The 10665-nt window shown below is 42.9% G+C and carries 10 protein-coding genes; 2 read left to right on the top strand and 8 right to left on the bottom strand.

Annotation, left to right across the window (positions count from 1 at the left end; genetic code table 11):
- Positions 1-43: 43 nt before the first annotated feature.
- The 8 genes from DWZ67_RS07975 to DWZ67_RS07940 all read right to left on the bottom strand — a co-directional run bounded on the left by DWZ67_RS07975 (position 44) and on the right by DWZ67_RS07940 (position 9279).
- The gene (locus DWZ67_RS07975) at positions 44-871 is read right to left on the bottom strand and encodes a hypothetical protein (protein ID WP_120138538.1); all 828 of its coding nucleotides are present in this window, start codon (positions 869-871) and stop codon (positions 44-46) included.
- Positions 872-873: 2 nt separating this feature from the next.
- Positions 874-2139 (bottom strand): site-specific integrase, encoded by a 1266-nt coding sequence (locus DWZ67_RS07970; protein WP_120138558.1) that lies wholly within the window; start codon positions 2137-2139, stop codon positions 874-876.
- A 262-nt stretch (positions 2140-2401) separates the two neighbouring features.
- Positions 2402-3319 (bottom strand): AraC family transcriptional regulator, encoded by a 918-nt coding sequence (locus tag DWZ67_RS07965; RefSeq protein ID WP_120028758.1) that lies wholly within the window; start codon positions 3317-3319, stop codon positions 2402-2404.
- A gap of 122 nt (positions 3320-3441) precedes the next feature.
- Complete coding sequence (gene fucO / locus DWZ67_RS07960; RefSeq protein WP_120138536.1) at positions 3442-4596, bottom strand: lactaldehyde reductase; 1155 nt, start codon at positions 4594-4596, stop codon at positions 3442-3444.
- A 25-nt stretch (positions 4597-4621) separates the two neighbouring features.
- Positions 4622-5431, bottom strand: coding sequence for a rhamnulose-1-phosphate aldolase (rhaD, locus tag DWZ67_RS07955; RefSeq protein WP_005825102.1), 810 nt, complete (start codon positions 5429-5431; stop codon positions 4622-4624).
- A 47-nt stretch (positions 5432-5478) separates the two neighbouring features.
- Positions 5479-6489, bottom strand: coding sequence for an L-rhamnose/proton symporter RhaT (locus tag DWZ67_RS07950; protein ID WP_120138535.1), 1011 nt, complete (start codon positions 6487-6489; stop codon positions 5479-5481).
- Positions 6490-6511: 22 nt separating this feature from the next.
- Positions 6512-7765 (bottom strand): L-rhamnose isomerase, encoded by a 1254-nt coding sequence (locus DWZ67_RS07945; protein WP_120138534.1) that lies wholly within the window; start codon positions 7763-7765, stop codon positions 6512-6514.
- A 41-nt stretch (positions 7766-7806) separates the two neighbouring features.
- A complete protein-coding gene (locus DWZ67_RS07940) occupies positions 7807-9279 on the bottom strand; it encodes a rhamnulokinase (protein WP_120138532.1) in 1473 nt (490 codons plus the stop codon).
- Positions 9280-9596: 317 nt separating this feature from the next.
- On the opposite strand from DWZ67_RS07940, the gene argR reads away from it, so the two are divergent.
- Positions 9597-10070: an arginine repressor gene (gene argR, locus DWZ67_RS07935; protein WP_005825113.1), complete on the top strand. Its 474-nt coding sequence runs from the start codon at positions 9597-9599 to the stop codon at positions 10068-10070.
- 35 nt (positions 10071-10105) lie between these two features.
- On the top strand, positions 10106-10663 hold the full coding sequence (locus DWZ67_RS07930; protein WP_005825115.1) for a GNAT family N-acetyltransferase: 558 nt from the start codon (positions 10106-10108) through the stop codon (positions 10661-10663).
- The last annotated feature ends 2 nt before the right edge of the window (positions 10664-10665 follow it).

Here is a 10665-nt window from a genome sequence, read left to right as displayed (position 1 = left end):
GGTGGTACACGTTTCAAATGCTACCCGGGTCCCTTTTCAAGTGTTAGCTACAAATAGAGTTTACTAAATATCCCCTATTCTTAGCCTGCCTAAGCATGTCGGTCAATACATTGCTTTGCCCTTCCCATTTCAAGATTATTTTCTCTTCTTTCTTATGCAGGTACTCATTATTCTTTTCAGATTTTATACTATCTCCAAAGATATCGAGCCGTAATGGCATAGCGGTAGAGGTAGAATGAAATACGGCCTCTACAACACTTTGCAAATCTATGTTATAATCAGAACAAAGTGTACCTACACCATATAGGAATTTACAACATTCATCAATTATCCATGCAACAATAGGGAAAGCCTTATGCATTCCCATTTCGTCCTTTTGTTCGTAATCTTCTATTTCTTCATCAGACATAAAATTACGGTAGGCAAATATACCGTACGTATTATCAGATTGAATAGCTTCGTACAAGGGATAACTGTTAGGCATAAGAAAGTTAAAAGAGGAACGAATAATTTTTTTGATTAAGGCTATTCGTTGTATTTCATCAATATTTAAAAACTGTGATTCTAACAGTGAGACAAAATAGTCTCCATCATGCCCATTTTCTTCACTAAATATATCGGGAGATTCTTCATATTTATCAGTCAAAAACTCGCAAGCATCATTAAAAGTATATCTGCTTCCATCCTCTTTTGCGACCATGCCATAAATATCTCCATCCACCCACCCCAGTTCCTCCGTCATACCATCGCCAATCATTAATCCATCTTCTGAATAAACCTCTTTTGATTTATCGTAGGAAATTCTATAATATCTTGACAATAAATCAAGTGCGCTACAAGCATCTTCTATAAAATCAAATATCTCTTTCATATTTACATCACTTTTAATAAATTACCATTCTTTTGCCAGTGCATCATTAGCATCTTCGCATGTTCTTCTTTAGTCACTTTGATATATTTCAGAAAGCTACTTTCTGTTTTATGTCCGGTTATCTGCATGATTGAAATTGAAGGGAATCCAGATTTGTACAGATTAGTCGCAAAACTTCTCCGGGCTGTATGAGATGAAACGAGTTGCCACTTTTCATAAACAGTAGTTTGCTTCTTCCCTCCTTTGGTTATTGATTTCATCACATGCTCCGTTAACCCAGCTTCCCGACATACATCTTTCAAATTATCGTTGAATTTCTGATTGCTTATATTACCCGGAAGATTACCGTTATACTTTTCCCAAATACGAAGGAATACCGGATGCAAGGGGATAGTTACAAACTCATTCGTTTTCTGTTGCTGAATAGTTATCATTCCATCTTTGATATTTTCCTCTCTTATACGGGTGAAGTCAGAGAACCGCAACCCGGTCCAGCAACCAACAAGAAATAAATCTCGTGTTCGCTCCAATCGGGCAGAATGTGAAAAGTCAAAACGAGCGAGTATATCCAATTCATCTTCACTCAATGCAATCGCCTGACTTTCTTCTGATACATTTTTAAATAGCTGGTATTTTGTGTTATCAGTCAGTTCCTGTTCATTAGCAGCTTTCATCACAGCTTTAAGGCTTACTGTTTTGTGCCAAATTGTATTGGTACTCAAACCAAGTTCCTGCAGGAAAGCAACGAAATCATTGAAGAACGACTGGGTAATACTCCGAAATTCCAATCTAATCTTTCTTCTCTTCTCGTATTCTTGGATATAGTAGTAAGTACGAGCATACTCACGCTTTGTCTTATAGTCAATAGTCTGACCGCCTCTTCGTGGGCTTACCCTTGTATCACATAACCGAATGAACTCCTCAAAGAAAGAATGAAAGTCGTATGCAGCAGCAATTCGCTTCCCAAAATGAATATCAAGAAGGTTTTTAAGACTATCTTTTGTAACCGGTTCACCTTTTGTTGTTGATTCCGCAATAAAAGTATTTACTTTTGCATCTATGCTTTTAAGGGCTGCATTAACTTCATCCTTGTTTGCACAGTATTTAGAGTTTTTTACGCACTCCTTCTTTTCATCCCAAAACAAAGGTTCTATTTTCAAGGGGGTAGCATACATGAGCTTCTCATTCCTGCCAAACCGGGAAGTTATGTATATGGTCTGCTCATTATCTGCATCCATATCACGAATGATGAATTTTATACTTGCCATATTCTTCGCCTTTAAATCCAAAAGCAAAGATACACGATTAGCGGAACAATTCCTATCATTGTTCCGTTTTTGTTCCGCTAAATCTTTGTTTTATTTGTTTTATCTTTATCATTCTTTGTTAAGAACTTCATAATAAAACACTGATAAACAACAACTTTATACATCTTAAAGTAAAACGAAAGAAAATACAATAAAATAGGGTGCAAGTCGCCTCATTCCGACAGAAAAGACTTAACTTTTAGAAGTTAAGTCTTTTTTTGTTTTATACCTCCTCTCCTCCGGTTTCCCGACCATAAGAGCGATACTCCAATGGAGTGAACCCCGTACGTTTCTTAAACGAGGAGAAGAAATGCTCGGTAGACTTATAGTCGAGCATAAAAGAGATTTCTTTCACCGATAAAGAAGTACCCACCAGCAATTGCTTAGCCTTACGCAACTTTAGCTCTTGGAAATATTTTGCAGGAGCATAGCCGGTATAATCCTTAAATACTTTGCGAAACCAAGAATAACTGATATTCAACTTCATTGCCAGTTCTTCCGGGTCAACATCCTTGAATACATTCTCGTTCATGATGATTTTAGCCTGCTCTATTTTCTGATCGACATCACCCACTTCGAAAATCTTGTTTTTAGAGATGGACAATATCATCCCTATCATATGTAGCACAATACCGGCAAGATATTGCTGGGAAGAAATCTTATCAGCTTCCGCAATTTCCAAAGCGCGAGAGAAAAGTGAAACGAGCTCTTCATTCAACCCCACCTCCAACACTTGATTCTCTTTCGATAGAAAACCACCTTTCACCATATCATCAATCACAGCTCCCTCGAAACCAATATAATATTCATTCCAACCCGTCTGCACATAAGGATAATATGTATGCCACTGACCGGGAAACAGCACCATCAGTCGTCCTTTGCACACTTGCTTCTCTGGCGTGGTCTCCGAGGAGAACAACCCCCTCCCTTTAGTAATATAGACCAACTGGTACTCGCGCAGAATCCGTCCTTTCTGCGCATTGAAAAAATAACCGGTAGGATGATCCTTCAACGGATAAGGAGAATTAGGCTGGATAGACTGAAAGCCCACAGTATTTACCCAAAGACCATATCTCTGGTCCATGTCATTTACAATAAGGTACTTAAACTCTACTCCTAAATCATTATAATTTTTAGTCATAACACGTGCCTTCCATAATAGCTCCGGAACAAAAATAGAGATTATTTATGAAAAATCCCGTCCGCAGCGAATATTATTCATCACGGACGGGAATAGACATGTAACCTAAAATAGCGCTTGCCTTAAAAAGCTTTATGATACAGAGCTTCTATATCTTCCACAGATGTAGGTCTCGGATTGCCACCGGTGCAGACATCATTGAAAGCATCGATAGCCAATTGATGCAAATCCTCTTCCCTAACATTGATTTCACGCAACCGCTGTGGAATGCCAATACTTAAAGACAATTTCCGGACAGCATCAATAGCAGCACATATACCTTCTTCCACGCTCATACCTTCCGTATTGACTCCCATCGCCTTCGCAATATGGACATATTTGGAAGCTGCCAGAGACGCTGCATTATACTCCATTACGTAAGGAAGAAGCAATGCGTTGGCCACCCCATGCGGAGTGTCATAATGGGCACCCAAAGGATGGGCCATGGAATGAACGATGCCCAGACCGACATTGCTGAACCCCATACCGGCAATGTATTGCGCTTGAGACATGGCCTCGCGGGCAACCGAATCGCTGCCATTGTCTACGGCAGCTTTCAAATGGACAGCAATCATTTCAATGGCTTTCAGTTCGAACATATCCGACATAGCCCATGCACCCGGCGTTATATAGCTTTCTATGGCATGAGTCAGTGCATCCATACCGGTTGCAGCAGTCAATCCTTTCGGCATGGAATACATCAGCTCCGGGTCAACAATAGCTACTGCCGGAATATCATTAGGGTCTACACAAACCATCTTTTTTTTGACCTCTTCGTCAATGATAACATAATTGATGGTCACCTCAGCAGCAGTTCCCGCCGTAGTAGGTAAAGCAAAAGTAGGGACAGCCTTTTGACGAGTATCCACCACACCTTCCAGAGACTTCACATCTGCAAAATCCGGATTATTCACAACAATACCAATACCTTTTGCCGTATCAATGGAAGAGCCGCCACCCAAAGCCACGATAAAATCGGCACCGGATGCCTTGAAAGCAGCCACACCATTCTGTACATTGGTAATGGTAGGATTGGCCTTCACATCACTGAAGAGCTCATAAGGTATACTGTTCTTCTCAAAAACTTCAATCACTTTATCAGCCACCTTGAAACGGATCAAATCTCTGTCCGTTACAAAGAAAGCCTTTTTGAAACCTCTGCGGGCAGCCTCCACAGCAATCGTTTCGCGACAGCCGGCACCGAAATAAGAGGTCTCATTCAATATCATTCTATACATAATTACACACTATCTGTTAAAACAATTATTTGGGCAAATTAAACGCTACGGACATTTCCTTCATTTGAAGCTGGCTCATACCATCCGGTTCAAAACCCATATTTTTGGCAGCGATATAAATAAGGGCGGATTTATTGAGTACATCCACCTGGTCGAAAGCAGCCATCACATCCACATCCACAGCAAACACACCATGTTTCTCCCACATCACTACATCATAGTCATCCAGTTCGCGGATGGTAGCCTCAGCCAATTCTACCGAACTGGGAAGTTGATAAGGGATGATGCCCAAACCGCGGGGACAGAAAGCCTTTGTTTCCGGTATCATACTCCAAAGCAGGTTCGAAGCTACATCTTTTTCCAGAAACTTCTTGTTGTGAGTCATGGCTACCAGCTCAATAGGATGCGTATGCACCGAAGCTTTATAGGGAGAACCTTTCGCTATCAGATTGTTGTGTACACTAAGATGGGAAGGAAGTTCCGATGTAGGCTGTACAGACTGGTCGGCTATAATGACATAGCTGGCACAGTCATCCAAAATGCGGATGACCGAACCGTTCTCCATCGGCCAACGGGCCAAATCGCGCATACGCTTGTTGGTGCCTTTGCAATAAAAATAGCAGTCTTTCAAATAAGGTAAAGTAGCACCGATTGATTTCACCTCACTAATGGCGGGCATAGCCTTGATTTCATCGTCTACAAACTCAGTGATGTTGACCGTAATATTGCCCCCATTACGTTCTGCCCAACCTTTCTGCCAGAGATAACCAGCCACCTCAGCCACCTTATTAACTTCCGCAGCCAGCGCCGGACGATTTTCTAGAATTGATTTCATATATGCAGATATATTTTAGTTTTATATTCAAAGATAGGTATTTAAACTTACCCCAGCAACTGTGGCAGGAAAGAAGAAATTATCAAGACTGCCAAGCCTATGACAAGCACTGTAATTGTCTTGGGTGTACACCCTTTCCATTCCTTCAAAAGGATCCCCCAAACATTGGAGAACGTTACGTTCAACGACATCAGGATGCACCACGAGAATGTGAGCAATACCGGAGAGACAGCAAGGAATCCCTTACCCAAGCTAAGACCAAAGAACTGGCTGTACCACAACACACCGGCCAAAGCACAAAACAAGACATTGTTTACATAAAGGGATTTCTTGCCATAATCGCCCCAACTTTTGTTCCTGGAATTCTGATAGAAACAATAGACGGCATTCGTAATGAAACCACCCAGTGTCACCATCAATGTAGCAGGCAGTGTCTTGAATATATCCGCACTTTCAGCAAAACAGAGTTTCTCTCCAAAACCCAATCCTATGCTGAAACACGCACTCATAAATCCGGCAAGAAGGGCTACAATAATACCTTTAGTAAAATTGAAATCCTTTACGGCCTTCTTCTTCTCTTCTTCGCTCAGGCTGGCAGACTTCATGCTACCGGCCAGACCGATAATGCCAATACCTACCAACGTGACCACTACACCAACAATAACCGATGTTGTCAAATCTACTGCCTTACCAGTAAATACCGGAGTCAATATCGTTCCCAATCCGGCACAAGTACCCAAAGCGATAGACTGCCCAAGAGCTACGCCCAAATAGCGCATAGACAAACCAAACGTCAGTCCCCCCACTCCCCATAAAGCTCCGAAGAACATAGTCCAAAGCGTATCCGCAGGATTGTTTGCATAAATCTCGAACAGCGAATTGCCGGCAGGTACTGCCAGCAACGCGCCCAAGAACGGAAAAACCAGCCAAGCGAAAACACCTTGTACAATCCAATACGACTCCCAGTTCCACTCCTTGATGCGGTTAATGGGTACATAGCAACTGGATTGGCAGAATGCTCCGATGGCAATAATCAATAACCCTAATATTATTTCCATTTCTGTCAGTTACAAGGGTTTCCTATCCTCTTTTAGAGGTTACATTAGCTTCATACTTCTCTATTTCAGCGATGAACTCCTCACCTACCGGAACATTGTTTTTCAGACAGAACATGTCCCAAACAGCGTTCCAAGGCAAAGCCTTAGCCTCTTCGAGCAGAGCAAGGCGCTGGAAACCTTGACCGGTGGCCTCATATTCGCGAAGCTTTGCCAATGGTTCTAGTAACGCACGCAACATGCATTTCTGCGCCGCACGGGTACCGATTACATAAGCACCGATACGGTTGATGGAAGCATCAAAATAATCAAGACCAATGTGTACACGGTCCAGTGCATCGCAACGGACAATTTCTTGGAAAAGTTCAAGAGTGGGGTCATCCATGATAGTTACATGGTCAGAATCCCAACGTACCGGACGGCTTACGTGGAGCATCAGCTCAGGGACAAAGAGCAACATGGAAGACACCTTGTCTGCAGCACTTTCCGTAGGATGGAAGTGCCCGGTATCAATGGTAATAAGTTTCTGATGCTGTACACTATAGCCCATACAGAATTCATTGGAGCCTACTGTATAACTCTCTAAACCTATGCCAAACACCTTCGATTCAAGGCAGTCCTTCATATGCTTGTATTCCGTAGCAAAAATACGGTCGAGAGAATCTTTGAAAAGCACACGATACTTCATACGGTTTACAGTGATATCCTTGCTACCATCATGCACCCAAAGATTCATGATGCAGGGATCTCCCTGGCGGCGCCCCATTTCTTCGGCAATGGCACGACAACGTTTAGTATGTTCGACCCAAAAGTCACGGATACCTTGGTCCGGATGAGCCAGAGAAAGATTACCGCTCTTCGGATGAGAGAAAGAAGTGGAATTAAAATCCAATTTTATACCATTCTCGGCTGCCCATTGCATCCAGCTTTCGAAATGTTTCACCTCTACCTGATCGCGATCTACGAAGGTACCGCCAAAGTCACCGTAAATCTCATGCAAATTCAAACGGTGCTTACCGGGGATATAAGAAGCAGCTTTCAAAATATCGGAACGCAGTTCTTCCATATTACGGGCTTTACCGGGATAGTTTCCTGTTGTCTGGATACCACCGGTCAATGAGCCGGCAGATTCGAATCCCTGAACATCATCGGCCTGCCAACAATGCATGGAGATAGACACTTTCTGAAGTTGCTCCATTACTTTTTCTACATCCAATCCGAGAGCTGCGTAACGCTCTTTAGCAACTTCATACGCTTTGTTTATCAATTCTTCTTTCATGATACGTGATTTGATTATGAGTTATAAGTTATTGGTAATCATTATCCATTATAATTAGTCATCGTCAATTGCTTGAAGTGCAGGTAAGCGGTATTCCAATCCTCCATATCCTGAGGATAGAAAGTCTTTAATGATATGGAACGGTTGATAAGCTGTCTCATGGAAGCAATGTCTCTAGCTGCTCCGGCAGCCAATGCCTGAACCATAACGTTACCGATAGCAGTAGCTTCGGAAGGTCCGGCAATCACGGGAATACCGACAGCATTGGCTGTCCACTGGTTAAGCAGTTCGTTACGGCTACCGCCACCGATAACATGTAAAGCCTCCACCGGACGTGGTGAAAGATTTCGCAGGCTATCCAGCACCTGACGGTATCTCAAAGCAAGACTCTCAAAGATACAGCGTACTATCTGTCCATGTGTCATGGGAATAGGCTGACGATAATCGGAACAATAGGTCTTGATGGCTTGCTCCATATTCGCCGGATTGGTAAACAAAGCATCATCCGGATTAATTAGACTACGGAATGGTTCACAAGTACCAGCCTCAACGATGAGTTCGGAATAAGGGATTTCCCCCCATTCGGTACGGCAACGTTCAAGCAGCCACATACCACAAATATTTTTTAACAAACGAATGGTTCCTTCCACACCGCCTTCATTCGTAAAATTCAAGGATTCTGTTTCAGCAGTAATGACTGGAGCATCCGTCTCCACTCCCATCAGAGACCAAGTACCACTACTTAGATAAGCAAAATTACGGTCCATGGCAGGTACGGCAGCAACAGCAGAAGCCGTATCATGCCCGGCAACAGCTATCACGGGGACAGCGCCAAGTCCGGTTATTCGTTGTACTTCCTCCGTCAAGCCCCCTATTTTTTCACCAGAATAGACAAAACGCCCGAAATGAGCTTGTGTCAGTCCAATCTCCAGCAGCAAGGCATCCTCCAGCCTGCGGGTATTGGCATTTACCAACTGTGCCGTACTGGCAATAGTATACTCCGTTACCATCTGACCGGTCAACATATAGCTCAAAGCATCAGGCATAAACAGCAATTTATCTGCAGCTGCCAATGCACTGTCATGATTACGGCGTAATGTATCAAGTTGGAACAAGGAGTTGAAATTCATCACCTGAATCCCCGTCCATCCATACACATGGCTACGAGGTATACGTGTGAAGAACGCTTCCGGAGCACCCACCGTATGAGGGTCACGATAGGAATACGGCTGGCGAAGAAATCCCCCATCCTTACCTACACAGACAAAATCTACTCCCCAAGTGTCGATACCGATGGAAGTTATTTCTACACCTTTACGGGCGGCAATCCTCAGCCCTTCAATAATATGACGGTAAAGTTCATAAATATCCCAGTAAAAATGTCTGCCAGCTTCAATCAGATGATTTGGGAAACGGTTTACTTCTTCCATTTCCAAACCATTCGAAGTAAAAGTTCCCAGAATTGTGCGACCACTGGTAGCCCCCAAGTCGACCGCAAAAAAGCATTGTTTCATGGTAATTAGTTTTAGTTGCTATTCAACGATACAAAAATAGGAGATTATCCCCCTACTTTTTGTACAGTTTTTGATTGAAAGGGTGTCAGATTTGGCAATTGCATATCTATTCTATATTATATCAACATTTATCAAATGCATACAGAAACAATCCCCAATAACGTGAAAGAACAGATAAACAAGGCTGCTACAAAGAGAAGAAGAACAACATATATAATATACCTATGTATAAAAAGAATAAAAAAACTCTCCTTTTTGCATATTATTTCCAAAATAATCCCTAATTTTGCGCCACCCTTAGAATAATTATACAGAAAATGAAGAAAAAAGCCAATCGGTTAGACGCCATCAAGATGATTATCTCAAGCAAAGACGTCAGTTCTCAGGAAGAACTGTTGCAAGCTTTGAGCAAGGAAGGCTTTGAACTGACACAAGCCACCTTGTCACGCGACTTGAAACAGCTGAAAGTAGCGAAAGCAGCGAACATGAACGGTAAATACGTATATGTGCTGCCCAACAACATCATGTATAAACGTTCGAACGACCAGAGTGCAAGTGAGATGTTGATGACAAGCGGATTCGTTTCACTTCAATTTTCGGGCAATATTGCCGTCATCCGTACCCGGCCCGGATATGCCAGCAGCATGGCCTACGACATCGACAACCGGGAGTGTCCCGCCATTCTGGGTACCATTGCCGGAGATGACACCATCATGCTGGTGGTGCACGAAGCGGCGTCACATGACGAGGTACGCAGCTTCCTATCGCAAATCATCCCGAACATTAAATGATAGATAACAACAAAAAACAAGAAATTAAATAAGAAATGGATTCGAAACAAATTGATGTGATGGTGGCTGACGCCTCACATGAAGTTTACGTAGACAAGATTTTGGATACCATCCGGGAAGCTGCCAAGGTACGCGGAACGGGCATCGCAGAACGCACACACGAATACGTAGCTACTAAGATGAAAGAAGGAAAGGCCATCATAGCCTTGTGTGGAGACGATTTTGCCGGTTTCACCTACATAGAGAGCTGGGGCAACAAGCAATATGTAGCGACCTCCGGTCTGATAGTACACCCCAAATACCGGGGACTGGGACTGGCAAAACGTATCAAGACCGCCTCTTTCCGCCTGGCACGCCTACGTTGGCCCAATGCCAAAGTTTTCAGTCTCACCAGTGGAGCTGCCGTCATGAAAATGAATACCGAGCTAGGATATGTGCCCGTCACCTTCAACGAACTAACCGATGACGAATCCTTCTGGAAAGGTTGCGAAGGCTGTATCAACCATGATATATTGGTAGCCAAGAACCGTAAATTCTGCATCTGCACAGCAATGCTTTACGACCCGAAGCTGCACGAAGAAGATAAAATATAAAA

The organism is Bacteroides sp. AF34-31BH, assembly GCF_003602795.1.
GTDB classification, from domain to species: domain Bacteria; phylum Bacteroidota; class Bacteroidia; order Bacteroidales; family Bacteroidaceae; genus Bacteroides; species Bacteroides uniformis.
The sequence above is the reverse complement of the archived record's forward strand: the minus strand, read 5'-3'. Positions and strand labels throughout refer to the sequence as shown.

Bases quoted from the DNA above. Each gene is read 5' to 3' on its own strand.
- rhaD (WP_005825102.1), bottom strand. From the start codon at position 5,431: ATGAAATCAATTCTAGAAAATCGTCCGGCGCTGGCTGCGGAAGTTAAT.
- DWZ67_RS07930 (WP_005825115.1), top strand. From the start codon at position 10,106: ATGGATTCGAAACAAATTGATGTGATGGTGGCTGACGCCTCACATGAA.
- DWZ67_RS07965 (WP_120028758.1), bottom strand. From the start codon at position 3,319: ATGACTAAAAATTATAATGATTTAGGAGTAGAGTTTAAGTACCTTATT.
- DWZ67_RS07940 (WP_120138532.1), bottom strand. From the start codon at position 9,279: ATGAAACAATGCTTTTTTGCGGTCGACTTGGGGGCTACCAGTGGTCGC.
- DWZ67_RS07975 (WP_120138538.1), bottom strand. From the start codon at position 871: ATGAAAGAGATATTTGATTTTATAGAAGATGCTTGTAGCGCACTTGAT.
- DWZ67_RS07950 (WP_120138535.1), bottom strand. From the start codon at position 6,489: ATGGAAATAATATTAGGGTTATTGATTATTGCCATCGGAGCATTCTGC.
- argR (WP_005825113.1), top strand. From the start codon at position 9,597: ATGAAGAAAAAAGCCAATCGGTTAGACGCCATCAAGATGATTATCTCA.
- DWZ67_RS07945 (WP_120138534.1), bottom strand. From the start codon at position 7,765: ATGAAAGAAGAATTGATAAACAAAGCGTATGAAGTTGCTAAAGAGCGT.
- fucO (WP_120138536.1), bottom strand. From the start codon at position 4,596: ATGTATAGAATGATATTGAATGAGACCTCTTATTTCGGTGCCGGCTGT.
- DWZ67_RS07970 (WP_120138558.1), bottom strand. From the start codon at position 2,139: ATGGCAAGTATAAAATTCATCATTCGTGATATGGATGCAGATAATGAG.